Origin of the sequence: Mucilaginibacter sp. P19, from assembly GCF_050632265.1 — a bacterium.
Taxonomy (GTDB): domain Bacteria; phylum Bacteroidota; class Bacteroidia; order Sphingobacteriales; family Sphingobacteriaceae; genus Mucilaginibacter; species Mucilaginibacter gossypii.
In genome coordinates, this window is the sequence record NZ_CP192586.1 from 5,057,389 (window position 1) to 5,070,794 (window position 13,406).

Here is a 13,406-nt window from a genome sequence, read left to right on the forward strand (position 1 = left end):
CATGAAATTTAAACATATATACCTGTTTGCAGGCCTTTTAACCTTGCTGTATAGCTGCAAAGGCAACACTCCTGCAGATGATGCCGGCGATGCAGAAACAGCAGCTCAAACGCCCGTAACCGTAACCACGGTTGCCAATAGTGCTATGGTTGATTACATTGACCTTAGCGCCACATCTGTTTTTCAACAAAAAAATGTTGTTAAGGCAAATGCCAACGGGTATATCCAAAAGGTAAATATCCTGCCGGGGCACTATGTAAATAAAGGCGAGTTTTTATTCAGCATAAAAACCAAGGAAGCGCAAAGCATTGGCAACAGCATCAATGTGCTGGATACTACGTTTAAGTTTTCGGGCGTAAATAAAATAAAAGCTGCCGGTAATGGCTACGTTACCCAACTCAACCATCAACAAGGCGATTATGTGCAGGATGGCGAGCAGCTTGCCGTGATCAGCGACCGCTCAAGCTTTGTATTTGTGATGCAATTGCCTTATGAACTGCGTAGCTATGTAAAAAACAATCAGGACGTACAACTTGTACTGCCCGGCGGTGAAAAACTTACGGCACAGGTAAGCTCATCAATGCCCGCTGTTGATTCATTATCGCAAACCCAGGGCATTGTGCTTAAGGTAAACAGCGCCAATCCCATTCCCGAAAATTTGGTAGCCAAAGCGCGGATCATTAAAACGATACGCCCGCATACGCTATCACTTCCAAAATCGGCCATACTAAGCAATGAAACACAAACGGAGTTTTGGGTAATGAAGCTGATCAATCCTACTACCGCCGTAAAAACTGCCATAACCAAAGGCATTGAAACCGGCGGCAGGGTGGAAATTTTAACCCCCAAATTTTTGCCAGGCGATAAAATTGTAGCAACAGGTAATTATGGACTGGCAGATACGGCTAAAGTGAAAATTGTAGAGTAAGCCCCTCTAAATCTCCCTTAAAGGGAAGACTTTTAAGAGAGCTTTAAAAAAGAGATCTGGACTTAGATAAATACAAGAAAACTTTCTGACCATCCCACGATCAGAGAGCTATTTTAAACCTTTCCGCCGATTGGCTGAGCGGGTTGAGTGGGGTTTATACTATGAACCAGCGAAAAAATTACTTCATAACCCACCGCAAGCCTTTAGGCCTGGTACTTGCCCTGATTATTATGGGCGGTTTGTTTGCCTATTCAAAACTGCAAACTTCGCTTTTTCCTGAAATCACTTTCCCAAAGATCAAAATCATTGCCGACGAGGGCCTGCAGCCGGTAAATAAAATGATGGTTACGGTTACCAAACCGCTGGAAAATGCCATTAAGCAGGTGCCGGATCTGCAACTGGTACGCAGTACTACCAGCAGGGGAAGCTGTGAAATTTCAGCACTGCTCAACTGGAATGCTGATATCGACCTGAGCCAGCAGCGTATCCAGTCGAGCATCGACCAGATCAAGAACGACCTTCCTGTCGATGTAAATATCAGCGTAGCCAAAATGAACCCTTCCATTTTACCGGTAAGCGGGTACACACTGGAAAGCCACAACCTGTCTCCTATCGAGTTAAGGCAATTAGCTACTTACACGGTAAAACCATTCCTTTCGCAGGTCGACGGGGTATCGGAGATCAGGGTGATCGGCGGTAAACTCAAAGAATACTGGCTCACGCTCGATCAGCAAAAAATGACCTCATTAGGCCTTACGCCTGATATTATCAGCAATACGCTTGCTACTACCAATTTTGTAAAATCAGAGGGTTACCTGTCTGATTATAAGCGCATGTACCTCACTGTTACTGATGCTACCATCAACGCCAAAGATCAGTTGGAAGACCTGGTGATCAGCAACAACCGCAAAAGGATAGTTCGGCTCAAGGATTTTGCAAGCATCCAGGTTAACGAAGGGATTGAATACACCCGCATCAACGCCAACGGTCATGATGGGGTACTGATAGCCGTAGTGAAGCAACCCAATGCCAACCTAATTTCGGTGAGTAACGATATGGCTGATAAGATTGACGCGCTGAAAAAACTACTCCCGCGGGGTATAAGTATACGGCCATATTATGTTCAGGCCGATTTTGTGAACGATTCGGTTAGGAGTGTGAGCGACAGCCTTTGGGTAGGCTTACTCCTGGCTATTATTGTGGCGGTTATCTTCTTAAGATCGTTCAAGGCAAGTATAACCATATTGATTACCATCCCGGTTACACTTGGGCTTACATTACTTATACTGTACTGGCTTGGCTATACTTTTAATATCATGACGCTGGGTGCTATCGCAGCATCCATAGGGTTAATTATTGACGATGCCATTGTAGTGGTTGAGCAGATCCACCGGGTACATGAAGAACACCCTGATGAGCTGAGCAGCCATTTGGTACGCAAGGCTATTGATTATCTTTTCCCGGCCATGGTGGGCTCATCTATTAGTACCATCGTAATTTTTATTCCGTTTGTTTTGATGACGGGTGTGGCCGGGGCCTACTTCAAGGTGCTTACCGATACCATGATCATTACCTTGCTGAGTTCATTCTTTGTAACCTGGATCGGTTTACCGGTAATTTACCTGCTCGTAACGCGTAAGCCTAAATTAAATACAGCAAAAGCCAAGGCAGAAGAAATACATACAGTTAAGCAACAAAAGTGGGTAAGCTTCTTTATCCTGCGCCCTTATGTAAGCCTTATCATTATTGCCGCGTTGGCTGCCGTAATTGTGATTGTGCCCCCATTGCTGGAGACCGGCTTCCTGCCCGATATGGACGAAGGCGCCATCGTGCTCGATTACAAATCGCCTCCCGGAACATCACTGGAAGAAACCGACCGGATGTTGCGCCAGATAGAAAAACAGATCATAAAACATCCGGATGTAACTGCCTATTCGCGCCGCACGGGTACACAAATGGGCTTTTTTATTACAGAGCCTAACAGCGGCGATTATCTTATCCAGCTAAAAAAAGATCGCACCAAAAGCACCGAAGAGGTGATCAGCGATTTGCGCAAAATAGTTGAAGAAACCCAACCCGCGCTGCAGGTTGAGTTTGGCCAGGTGATATCCGATATGCTTGGCGACCTCACCACATCAGCCGAGCCTATCGAGATCAAAGTATTTGGTGATAATCAACAAACATTGCAAAACCTGTCAAGGCAGATAGCCGGGCTGGTTGAAAAAGTAAAAGGCACTGCCGATGTGCTGCCGGGTATTGTTATCGCCGGTCCTTCGGTAAGCATTCAACCCCATTACAGCAAAATCGCACAGTATGGAATTACCGCCGCCGATCTGCAAATGCAGATCCAAACCGCGCTGGAAGGTAATGTGATAGGCAGCTTACTGGAGAAAGAACAACTCTCACCCATTCGCATGGTTTACCCGGGTAACCGCTCGCTTAACGTGAATGATATCCATAACCTGCATATATTTTTACCCAACGGTAAACTCATCCCTATAACCGAACTTGCCTCGGTAGAGCTAAGGCCTGGCGATGCCGAGATCAACCGCGAAAACCTGCAAAGCATGAATGTAGTGAGCGCCCGGCTAGAAGGCAGCGACCTGGGTACTGTAATAACATCCATTCAAAAAACCATCCATGACAACGTAAACCTGCCAACGGGTTACCATGTGGAGTACGGAGGAGCTTACGCCCAGCAGCAGCAGTCATTTAAAGAATTGCTTATTATCCTGATAACTGCCTGTTTACTGGTTTTTGGTGTGATATTATTCCTGTTCAGGCAGTTCAGGATAGCACTGCTTATTTTGATGATTGGCATTTTAGGTATCGCCGGTAGCTTCCTGGCCTTATTTATTACCGGTACGCCGCTCAATGTGGGCAGCTATACGGGGTTGATTATGATTGTAGGCATTATTGGTGAAAACGCCATTTTCACCTTTCTGCAGTTTAAGGAAAGCGCTATCGAAAATGAAAATAAAAACATTGACGCCGCTATAACCTTTGCCATCAGTACCCGTTTAAGACCAAAACTGATGACCGCGTTGGGCGCTATTATAGCCCTGTTGCCGCTTGCTTTAGGCATAGGTGCGGGCGCGCAATTACATCAGCCACTGGCTATTGCGGTTATCGGCGGATTTTTAGCGGCGTTGCCATTACTGCTTATTGTTTTACCGGCAATGCTCCGTATATTGTACAGCAAAGGGTTTAACACCCATTTAAATGAAATTAATGAAAGCCACCGCGGTTAACACAGCATTTTTACAGATTCGGGACTTAATTTCATGGCAATAAACACTCCCGAAAAATGAAAAAGCAAATTTTGGCCGTAGCCTTGCTCATAGCAGGTATAGCTCCTTTTAAACTGAACGCGCAAACCTATGTGGCCGATAAAACCATCGCGCTACCGGGTGATGGAGGTTACGATTACCTGGCTATAGACAAGATCAACCGCAACCTGTATGTATCGCATGGCACCGCTGTAAATGTCATTAACCTGGATACCGAAAAGCCGGTTGGCGTTATTGATAACATGAAAGGCGTTCACGGCATAGCCATAGTAAATAAACTTAATCGTGGTTTCATCAGCGATGGCAAGGCAAATGGCGTAGTTGTTTTTGACTTAAAAACTTTTAAAACCATAACTACCATTGCCCTTACCAATGCTAATGGCCCGGATGCCATTATGTATGACCCCTACTCCGACCGGGTGTTTACCTTTAACGGCGAAAGCAATAATTCATCGGTAATTAACCCGGCAACGCTTAAACAGGTTGGCACGGTTGCACTTGGCGGCGGCCCCGAGTTTGCAGTATCGGACGGTAAAGGTAAAATCTACAATAACCTTGAAGATAAAAGCAGCCTGAATGTTATTGATAGCAAAAGCCTTAAAGTGGTTAAAAACTATCCCCTTGCCCCCTGCGGCGGCCCAACAGGCTTAGCGCTTGATGCCGCTAATCAGAAATTGTTTACCGTTTGCCGCGAAAATAAAGGGGTGAGTGTTGTTGATATCAAAACAGGTAAAGTGACTGCTACCCTGCCAATTGGCGCGGGTGTTGACGCGGTAGTTTATGACCCTGAAACCAAACTTATATTTTGCTCATGCGGCGATGGCACCACTACCGTCATCAAACAAAAATCGGCTGATGAATATGAGGTGATCCAAACCCTAAAAACTGCCGAACGGGCCCGCACGATGACACTTGACGCCAAAACCCACAAAATTTATTTAAGCGTTGCACAGTTTGAGCCCGGTACACGTAAAGCCATTCCAAATACTTTTAAGGTGCTTGTTTTTAAGCAAAACTAACGTAAATTATGTATAAAATTTATATGAAATGATCGTGAAGATTTTGTTTATTCCTAATATTGCTAATTAATTTTTACAAAAAAATGAACTTTTGCGCACGTTATCGTTATATTTAACGTTTTAACACTATATGATTAAAAAGACTGATTTTGTTTATTCCCAGGAGTCTGAACCTCATCGTATCCGCACAAAAAAATCTTGAAGGAGTTTCCGCAATTGCGAAAGCTTATTGGTAAAAACCCCGCAACCATATGGGCCATTATTGGTTTAGTAGCTTTCCAGGTTGTTTTAGCCTGGTTTGTACGCGACCAGTCATGGTGGATAGTTTTCGGAGCGGCTTATTTGCTCGGCGCTTTTGCCGATCATGCGCTGTTTGTAATGATCCATGAATGTACACACCAGCTGCTGTTTAAAAACCGCAACGCAAACCGTTGGGCATCCATGTTTGCCAATTTACCGCAGATATTGCCAAGCGCTATTTCATTCGAAAAATACCACATCAAGCATCACTCTTTCCAAGGTGTGCATGAGCTTGACGCCGATTTGCCTAACCGCTGGGAAGCCAAACTGATCAGCAATTCATTTTTTGGTAAAGCAATCTGGCTGCTGTTTTTCCCGGTATTTCAATTGTTTCGCCTTTCACGTTTAAGGGAAATCCATCCTTTTGACGGCTGGATCCTGACAAACTGGTTATTACAGGCAGCATTTACAACCGCTATCGCTTATTTCATGGGCTGGCATGCAGTAGCGTTTCTGCTGTTAAGCTTTTCTTTTTCAGTTGGCCTGCACCCGCTGGGCGCCCGCTGGATCCAGGAACATTACCTTACCGTTACCGAAGAACAGGAAACATACAGCTATTATGGCAACCTTAACGCGGTAGCATTTAATGTGGGCTTCCACAATGAGCACCATGATTTCCCTTCTATCCCATGGAACAAGCTCCCCGAGATTAGGAAAACTGCCCCGGAATATTATGATACATTATACTATCACACCTCATGGACCAAACTGTTTTTCCAGTTTTTGTTCGACAGGGAGATCTCGTTGTTTAACCGCATCCTGCGTAAAGACCGTGGCCGCGTAGCGCTAACAGATATTTCAAAACCGGATATTGACCTCAGCAAGTCCGAAGCCACAAAGCCGGAGCTTATTGATGTTGAGAAATAATAAAAATGAGAAAGGGCCTTGAAAAAGGCCTTTTTTTATTGGTAGCACATTGCCGACCCACGCCCAAAAACATTTCAGATACTGGCGCATATGCAGCGAGGGATTGAGATCCGGATACCCGTGACTACTTATAGAACCGCACGATTACGCAACACGGGAAGTTAATTTACCATAAAACTTTTAGTGGTTTACCCATAGCAATCACACTGTCTTTTGAATTAACACACAAATTAAGTTTATATAATGTATCATTGAGTCTAAATTTGTGAACAAACACACGCGTATCAGATGACGACAACCTATCCAGTTCTTGGGGGCTTATAATTATACCAAACTGAATCTGCGACTTTAGATCCAAATGTCCTAATTGTTGCACATCAATATATTCATAATTTTTATAAACAGGAAAGTTCTCTTTTACAAAACCTTGAATATTACGTTTCAACGGAATTTCGCGTCTAACTGCGTAAATAGTTAAGCCAATTAATAATAGTATCCCGAAAACAACTTTTATGCTTCGAATGTAAGGTTTAATCAAGCCCATTTTAAAAGTGCTATATATAAAACAAAAAATATAGATATTAAAGGGTAGTAAAAAAACCAATATTTTTTATCGGAATCTACTTTCAATCCAAAAAATTTAATATGGCTTGCGTCGCCTATTTTTGAAGTCAAATTAATCTCAGGATGAGTTGATTGAATTAATGTTTCGATGTCCAATGCATGCTTAACAGATCCTTTTAATAGCTTATGGTACCAATATTTGTCCATAAAGTAAAATGCACACATGATTATCATACCAATTAATGCCGCTATGGCCGAGGAGGGAATAATATAACCATGAAGATCTATATTAATTTTTTCCTTTAATAAATAGCCTATTCCAGCCATTATGCCGGTAAATAAAGTTAAAGTATAGTTTCTTATTTGTAATTCAATATCATTAAAATGCTGTTGAACATCAATAGTCTTTTCCCATATTTTTAAAGTATTATCAATACCTTGACGAGAGTTTTGATTAGGCATCTGCAAACTTAGTGAAGCGAAATAATGTTATTAATTCATCAAAAGATTTTAAAGTATAATCGGGAGAGGGTATATCTAATTTTTGAGATTTAAATTGCTTCTCTCTTTCCACATCTCCCGGTGACCAATGTGTAACTTCCTTTAACAACTCATATCTATCACCGTCGATTATATGCCCATATTCCGCATGTACACTCGTAACACCAGCTTGCTGCGCCATATAAATATCTCTATCTAATTTATCTCCAATATAAATACTTTTACTTTTATCTGCGTTAAAATCTTTAATAATAGTATTTAATATTTCAACATTAGGTTTACGAGTTTCTTTCGGCAAGGTTTTAATTTCTGTTTGCTTAAGATCCCAATAATCTTCTGAATAGTGTTTGTAAACCGAACCAGGAATTTGATAACCTTCGGGAGAATATACGGTATCGATAATAGTATCTAAACCTAAGTGTTTAATACGATACTTGGTAAAAAAACATTTGATTCAGTAAACGCTACTATTTTACTGCCTTGATTTTTAATAAACTTTAATGTGTCTATAACGCCCTCGTAAGCAGTTAAATTATTTTTTTATTAGAATTATATTCATGTAATATACTTTTTTTACCGTCAACAACCTCTTCAAAAATCGGATAAAAAGACTGATTAATAGATGGCAACTCTTTATAAATAAACGACATCTCCGTCGTTCCATATTTTTCATGAAGTGCTTTAAACTCCTTTTTTAAAATATTTATGTTAATGCCGGTTTCTTCAACTATTCTATTTAGATACGGCATAAATGATTGATACCACATCTCCAACCAATCCCATATTGTGTCATCAAGATCAGTTATCACGAAATTGATATCTTCTTTTTTTATTTGCTCCATATTTAGATAGATTACTTGTTTTATAAACTAAAGTTCTGAATTATAAAATTATAAAGATTAATTTAATTAAAGCTAATATTTTTAGCAATTCTTTATATCCTCTTGTAAATATAATTTGGGGGGCTTAGCCAATGAAGTTACTAAACTTAAATGGCTAACCACCGATTGCGCTGCACTAAACTTTCGGCATGTACCATTGAACATGACCGCAATTTTATTACATCATGGTTTAGCATTATCAATGTCAACCATTTCGCATTCGCCCTTGCATCTTACTAACTAATTTCCGTATTTTGCTAATAAAATTAGCAAAATGAAACAAGTAAGTGTGATAGCCCAGCTCGTGATTTTTAGTCGTTATATCGGTCAGCAGGTTATGATCATTAGTCTTTTAAACAATAGCGAAGTGAATATTGGCGTCCTTACCGGCGTAAAACATAATGCCATAGCAGTTAGTATTGACGATGTAATACGCTGGATCCCGCTTTATGACAACTTTAAACTTTGTGAAATTAAAATACTTTTAAAGCCCTTAAAAAAACTTACGCCTAATGTTGTTTCCGCAGCAAACGAACTGCCTGTAAAAGCGTTCATCACTCCATACTACCAGCAACTGGGCTATGATATGCCTGTTTTTATTGAACCCGGGCACCCCTGCAATTGCAAATATGTTCAGGAACTTGAACTGGCCGATTACCGTACCCCTGCAGAAATATTCCGGCAAAGCGCCTTATTACATGCCTTTGAATCGGCATAAATGTTTCGTGGTACGAATATTGTGTACCATTGCCCTGTTTGTTATATAATTTTCATATAGTCGTAACAAAATCAAATAATTAATGTCAACTTCATACTAATGCGCTTTATTTGCGTTATTGTTTGCAAGAAACAGAATGAGCCGGTCAAAAAAATTAAATATACTCTTACCCATTGTATCCCTACTTTTCATGGGGGCCTTCGCCAAGCACAGGCTGCTCGACAGGCAGGACATTACAGGCACCCTAAATGATAAAGAGATGGATGAAACGTCGGGTATTGCGGCGTCATCCATTAGCCCCGACACCTATTATGTACATAACGACAGCGGCGATACAAGCCGTTTTTTTGCTATAACAGCCGAAGGCAAACTCAAATCAACCATTTATTTTAAGGGTGACAGCACTCAAAAGCTGGGCGTACAGGATTGTGAAGATATTGATGTTGGCCCCGGACCGGAAAAAGGTAAAAGCTACGTTTACCTTGGCGATATAGGCGATAACAATCAAAACAGGCCATATATTACAGTTTACCGCATGGCCGAAAAAAATCATGGGCTACAGGCGATAAGGCTATTACAAACACACAAGCTGTACGGGCAGATTTTAAATATCCGGATGGCCCCAAAGATGCTGAAACTTTGATGATTGACCCGATAGGCAAGCAATTGATCATTGTAAGTAAAAGGGGTGATACCGTTGCGGTTTACACCAGTCCGTTAAAATACCAGGCCAATACAACAACAGTATTAACCAAACGCTGCAAATTGTACTTCGCGGGCTTTAAACCTTTTAAATGGATCACAGCCGGCGATATCTCTAAAGACGGCCAGCAGATCCTGCTAAAAAGTTACGACAAAGTTTACTACTGGCGCCGCCAGCATAACGAACCCATATGGGAAACTATGGTACGCAAGCCACAGGAACTTACCTACAAAGTTGAAAAACAGGGCGAGGCGATAGGTTTTCAGCCCGATGGTAAAGGCTACTACACTACAAGTGAAGGAGTTTTTTCGCCGGTATATCATTACGATGTGCCAAATTGATTTTCAAACTACGTTATATAAAAATGGCCTTTATCGAATAGATATAGGCCATTTTTGCTATCAACGTCCCATCAGGGTCTCTCGCAGAGGACCCTGATGTATACGTCATGCAGATTGATATACGCCAGATCAGCTGTTCTAACCAAAACGCAGTGAACCTCAAGGTCCTCTGCGAGAGACCCTGAGGGGACATGAAACGATGTGCCAAATTGATTTTTATAAAATCAGCTAATCAAATAAAAAGCGTCATTGCGAGGTACGAAGCAATCCCAAACTATACAGGGTGGCCCTGCTCATCGGGGATTGCTTCGCACCTCGCAACGACGCGTGTTTTTTATCTCCCTACCCTAAATCCTTACATAACCCTAATAAGCTTTACGCCATGCGGTGGGATTTTGAAAGTATATTTGTGGTTAACCGCTATCAGGTATTTCTGTTCCCAAACATCACGGGCTTTGGTAAAGCCTTTTAACAGCTTGTCATTAGCTTCCAGGTTAACAGTTTGATATTTATCAGATGTGTTAAAGAAACCTATTGCTTTTTCGCCTTTGGTGAGCTCTTTTACCCAAATCTGCTGCTCATCTGTTTTAGAAGCCTGTCTTGCACCTTTGCCTAAGGCATCCTGGTCAATAGCCAGTACTTCATCATTCGTTAACAGGCTAAGCGTAAACCTGTCCAGGTGCCCCATATCGCAGCCGATTAACAGCGGCGCAGACAGCAGGCTCCATAAACTGATGTGGGTATATTGCTCATCATAAGTTAAACGGCTATTGTGCAGGCTTGGCCCCCAGCCTACTTTGCCTACAACCAGCATATCCGGATCATTAAAATGCCCCGGACCAGCGTAAGGCGAAGCAGGATCCTGGCTAAAGCCAATATCACTCATACTTCTCCAGGTATCCTGGATATCGCCGGTGGTACGCCAGCTGTTGCCGCCGGTTTCGGCACCCCATTTCCAAACATCACCCCAGCCGTACTGGCAAAAACTGAACATAATATCGCGGTTTACCTTATTTAAAGAGGTGCGCATTACTTCATATGGTTTCTTAAGTGCAGGCAGGTCGGGATGCGGAGGGGTAACTTCCGAGTAGGAGCACCAGTCGTATTTTAAATAATCAAAACCCCAGTCGGCATAAGTTTTGGCATCCTGGTCTTCATGCTGCCAGCTGCCCAAAAAGCCGCCGCAGGTGCGCGGGCCAGGCGATGAATAAATCCCGGTATGCAGGCCAAGGCTGTGTACATAATCAGTTAAACCTTTCATATCCGGAAACTTACTGTTAGCTACGATGGCACCATCGGCAGCACGGTTTTCCGCCTCCCAGCCATCGTCGATATTGATATAGTTCCAGCCATAAGCACTTAATTTCTCCGACATTTCTTTAGCCGAGATCTTTACTTTTTCGTCATTAACGCTCAAGCCCCAGGCATTCCAGCTGTTCCAGCCAAGGGCCGGGGTAAGGCCAATTTTATCGCCAATGCTAATAGTTAGTGTTTTGGTTTTATTGCCTAAGCTATTGGTAACGGTAAGCGTTACAGGATAATCTCCCTTTTGGCTTACCACACCCGAAATGATACCCGTTTTAGCATCAAGCGTTAAGCCGGCAGGCAAGCCCGCAGCTTTATAGTTAAGCGGCTTTTTACCGGTTGCCGGGATCAGATAAAGGAAAGGGTTACCAGGCCTTGCACCGTAAACATCGGCTCCGTTAATTTTTGGCCTGGGCGATGGGTAAGGCGTAAGTACATAAGGCGTAGTTTCGGTTTTAACAATCTCTTTACCAGATTTTTGATCTGTAAAAGTATAAGCTATGGTATACGATTTTTTTGCTAACCGGGCTATCACAAACGAATAGGTAAAAGGCTTGCCTGTGGTAAAGTTTGCAGGGTTTGTTTTTTCGTAGATTACGGCGCCCGTTTCAGGATCGGTAACTTTAAAAGCCAAAGTACCCTGGTACTGGTATTTATTGGTGGTTACCAATTTAACTGATTTGGCCAGGCTGTTATTTTCCTGGAAACTAAAATCGCCATCGGTATTAACTGTAACGTGATCCATTACATCGGCCATGGCAATAGAAAAGTTATCGCCGTAAATACCACCGTCGCCCCCGGTATCGTAAATACGGATGGCCAGTACGTTTTCTTTATCCCACAAAATTGCAGGATCTGAAGCCGGGATACTATAAGTGCGCGGCCCGTAATTGCCATCTTTAATGGTTCCGCTGTGACCGCCATATTTGGCGATAAGCTTTCCGTTTAAATACACTTCGTCGTTATCATCAACACTGGCCAGGCTTAAGCGGAGGCTATCTTTTAAATAGGCTTTCTCCTTAAGCGATGAAGGGATTACTACGTGGATACGGTACCAGCCGAAGCCATCGTAATTAGGGTGTCCCTGCGGTTCCCAGGAATGGGCGACATCAATGTTTTGCCAGTTTTGATCGTTAAAAGTTGGGGACGACCATTGGGCAGAATCACCCACGGCAAATTTCCAGCCTTTGTTAAGCTGAACATCCTGAGCCGAAGCGCCCAGATATGTACCACCCAACAATAGCAATGCGGTAAAAATTTTCTTCATTATTATAGGTTGTTTAAAAGTGAAAAGCGAAACAGGATTTCGCCCGGTTAGTATGCAGATTTAAAGGTACAATCATTTTGAATAATTGGAAATGTATCATTAACATTTATTTAGAGATAGTCAAAAAATGCTCCTAAATACAAATGAAAGTAAAAAAACAATCCAGCATTAATTACCTGGCTGTTATAGTACAGTTTTTGTTCATAAATCGATAATACTGCAGGCAGTAAATTTAATGTACAGTTTACGTTTTGGTTTAATATCGATTTTACATTTACCGATGAAAACAACAGCTATGAAAAAGACTTTTTTAACCTTAGCCCTTGTAATAGTTTGTATTGCGGTTTGCTTTGCAGCCATTGCCGGAATTGCCGGAAAGTGGGAAGGCAAGCTTGAAACAGAAACCGGTGAAATTTATCCATTGCTTTATAATTTTCAGATTGATGGGGACAAACTAACCGGCACAGCCAAAACACCTAAAGGCGATATGCCGATTGAAGACGGCAAAATAACGGGCGACAGTTTCAAATTTACCGTAAGCATCGAAGATATCCACATTGCCCATACAGGCAAATTCTATGGCGATTCGGTAGGTGTTGATATTGAAGCCAATGGTTCAAAAGTACATAGCACTTTAAAAAGAGCTCAACAACCTTAATTTCCTGATTTAAGAATTACATGATATTTAAATTTCACATCATAAAATATCATGTAATCATTTC

General features: G+C 42.0%; 14 protein-coding genes. 9 read left to right on the forward strand and 5 right to left on the reverse strand.

Features of this window, described 5'->3' with window-relative positions; genetic code table 11:
- The first annotated feature begins 1 nt into the window (after position 1).
- From ACQ86K_RS24585 to ACQ86K_RS24605, 5 genes are all read left to right on the forward strand, one after another.
- Positions 2-928 (forward strand): efflux RND transporter periplasmic adaptor subunit, encoded by a 927-nt coding sequence (locus ACQ86K_RS24585; protein ID WP_091166844.1) that lies wholly within the window; start codon positions 2-4, stop codon positions 926-928.
- Positions 929-1,089: 161 nt separating this feature from the next.
- Positions 1,090-4,179 carry an efflux RND transporter permease subunit gene (locus ACQ86K_RS24590; RefSeq protein ID WP_091166842.1) on the forward strand — a complete coding sequence of 1,030 codons (3,090 nt, stop codon included), beginning with the start codon at positions 1,090-1,092 and terminating at the stop codon, positions 4,177-4,179.
- Between the two features lie 56 nt (positions 4,180-4,235).
- Positions 4,236-5,237, forward strand: coding sequence for a YncE family protein (locus ACQ86K_RS24595; RefSeq protein WP_091166840.1), 1,002 nt, complete (start codon positions 4,236-4,238; stop codon positions 5,235-5,237).
- A gap of 130 nt (positions 5,238-5,367) precedes the next feature.
- Positions 5,368-5,439: a hypothetical protein gene (locus ACQ86K_RS24600; protein WP_431200925.1), complete on the forward strand. Its 72-nt coding sequence runs from the start codon at positions 5,368-5,370 to the stop codon at positions 5,437-5,439.
- On the forward strand, positions 5,436-6,404 hold the full coding sequence (locus ACQ86K_RS24605) for a fatty acid desaturase (protein WP_431198980.1): 969 nt from the start codon (positions 5,436-5,438) through the stop codon (positions 6,402-6,404). The genes ACQ86K_RS24600 and ACQ86K_RS24605 overlap by 4 nt, the downstream gene beginning before the upstream one ends.
- A gap of 166 nt (positions 6,405-6,570) precedes the next feature.
- Here ACQ86K_RS24605 and ACQ86K_RS24610 read toward each other — a convergent pair whose 3' ends face one another.
- From ACQ86K_RS24610 to ACQ86K_RS24625, 4 genes are all read right to left on the reverse strand, one after another.
- Positions 6,571-6,948 (reverse strand): hypothetical protein, encoded by a 378-nt coding sequence (locus ACQ86K_RS24610; RefSeq protein WP_091166835.1) that lies wholly within the window; start codon positions 6,946-6,948, stop codon positions 6,571-6,573.
- The gene (locus ACQ86K_RS24615; RefSeq protein ID WP_091166833.1) at positions 6,939-7,430 is read right to left on the reverse strand and encodes a hypothetical protein; all 492 of its coding nucleotides are present in this window, start codon (positions 7,428-7,430) and stop codon (positions 6,939-6,941) included. Before ACQ86K_RS24615 ends, ACQ86K_RS24610 begins: the two co-directional genes overlap by 10 nt.
- A complete protein-coding gene (locus ACQ86K_RS24620; protein ID WP_431198981.1) occupies positions 7,423-7,767 on the reverse strand; it encodes an HAD family hydrolase in 345 nt (114 codons plus the stop codon). The genes ACQ86K_RS24615 and ACQ86K_RS24620 overlap by 8 nt, the downstream gene beginning before the upstream one ends.
- Before the next feature lie 229 nt (positions 7,768-7,996).
- Positions 7,997-8,311 carry a hypothetical protein gene (locus ACQ86K_RS24625; protein ID WP_431198982.1) on the reverse strand — a complete coding sequence of 105 codons (315 nt, stop codon included), beginning with the start codon at positions 8,309-8,311 and terminating at the stop codon, positions 7,997-7,999.
- A gap of 313 nt (positions 8,312-8,624) precedes the next feature.
- Between ACQ86K_RS24625 and ACQ86K_RS24630 the strand changes: the two genes are divergently transcribed.
- From ACQ86K_RS24630 to ACQ86K_RS24640, 3 genes are all read left to right on the forward strand, one after another.
- The gene (locus ACQ86K_RS24630) at positions 8,625-9,068 is read left to right on the forward strand and encodes a hypothetical protein (RefSeq protein WP_091166828.1); all 444 of its coding nucleotides are present in this window, start codon (positions 8,625-8,627) and stop codon (positions 9,066-9,068) included.
- Positions 9,069-9,258: 190 nt separating this feature from the next.
- Entirely contained in the window at positions 9,259-9,711 is a 453-nt protein-coding gene (locus ACQ86K_RS24635; RefSeq protein ID WP_431198983.1) for a hypothetical protein, read from the forward strand.
- Positions 9,711-10,112: a hypothetical protein gene (locus tag ACQ86K_RS24640; RefSeq protein WP_431198984.1), complete on the forward strand. Its 402-nt coding sequence runs from the start codon at positions 9,711-9,713 to the stop codon at positions 10,110-10,112. The genes ACQ86K_RS24635 and ACQ86K_RS24640 overlap by 1 nt, the downstream gene beginning before the upstream one ends.
- 355 nt (positions 10,113-10,467) lie before the next feature.
- On the opposite strand, the gene ACQ86K_RS24645 is transcribed toward ACQ86K_RS24640, so the two are convergent.
- Positions 10,468-12,684, reverse strand: coding sequence for a putative Ig domain-containing protein (locus ACQ86K_RS24645; RefSeq protein ID WP_091166824.1), 2,217 nt, complete (start codon positions 12,682-12,684; stop codon positions 10,468-10,470).
- 295 nt (positions 12,685-12,979) lie between these two features.
- Here ACQ86K_RS24645 and ACQ86K_RS24650 point away from each other — a divergent pair, with 295 nt between their 5' ends.
- On the forward strand, positions 12,980-13,342 hold the full coding sequence (locus ACQ86K_RS24650; RefSeq protein ID WP_091166820.1) for a hypothetical protein: 363 nt from the start codon (positions 12,980-12,982) through the stop codon (positions 13,340-13,342).
- Positions 13,343-13,406: the final 64 nt, after the last annotated feature.